Origin of the sequence: Motilimonas eburnea (genome assembly GCF_021295345.1) — a bacterium.
Lineage (GTDB): Bacteria > Pseudomonadota > Gammaproteobacteria > Enterobacterales > CBDFNC01 > Motilimonas > Motilimonas eburnea.
The window spans coordinates 1-572 of the sequence record NZ_JAIMJB010000067.1; the positions used below are offsets into that span (position 1 = coordinate 1).

General features: G+C 35.7%; 1 protein-coding gene. It reads left to right on the forward strand.

The annotated features are described in order from the left end of the window. Positions 1 to 225: 225 nt before the first annotated feature. Positions 226 to 483 (forward strand): hypothetical protein, encoded by a 258-nt coding sequence (locus tag K6Y21_RS21140; RefSeq protein ID WP_233073919.1) that lies wholly within the window; start codon positions 226 to 228, stop codon positions 481 to 483. The last annotated feature ends 89 nt before the right edge of the window (positions 484 to 572 follow it).

Below are 572 nucleotides of genomic sequence, written 5' to 3' on the forward strand. Positions count from 1 at the left end.
GAATCAATGAGGGATTGAAGTCGCTTTTTGTGAATGAAAGGGCATTGATTTTGTAGCTGTTGGTGTATGATATTAAGTTCGCGCATCTCGTTGTAATCTGGTTTGTTTTTGGCGAAATTAATTAGATCACACAACGAGATGCGTTTCTATATATTTGATAGCGAAAGATATTTTGTGGGGATTCGCTAGAATTTGGCGTTATGTGTCTGTGTTACCGAGAACTATATGAGCACCATTAATATTAGTGATGACGATATAAATTATAAAAGTAGCAAGTGGCTTCTTGAAGAGTTTTTATTGCAAGGTTGCAACCGTTTCGTATATAAAGAATTTGAATGTAAATGTGAGCTATCGGCAAGCTTTAAATGTGAATTGAAAAATGTGCTTTCTGCTTTCAATGAGGGCGAACATGTACTTGATACCTTTTTCTATAACACTGATATAGCAGGGCAAGATCGCGAACATTTTTTAAACAATTATTAGGTTTTATTTGACCCCCAAGTACGATCGTGATCTTATACTCATTTTGCGCGAGTATGACATGTATCTTGAAGCCTTTACCTCTCACTTTA

Excerpts from the sequence above, each read along its gene's own strand:
- K6Y21_RS21140 (WP_233073919.1), top strand. The coding sequence starts at position 226 with ATGAGCACCATTAATATTAGTGATGACGATATAAATTATAAAAGTAGC.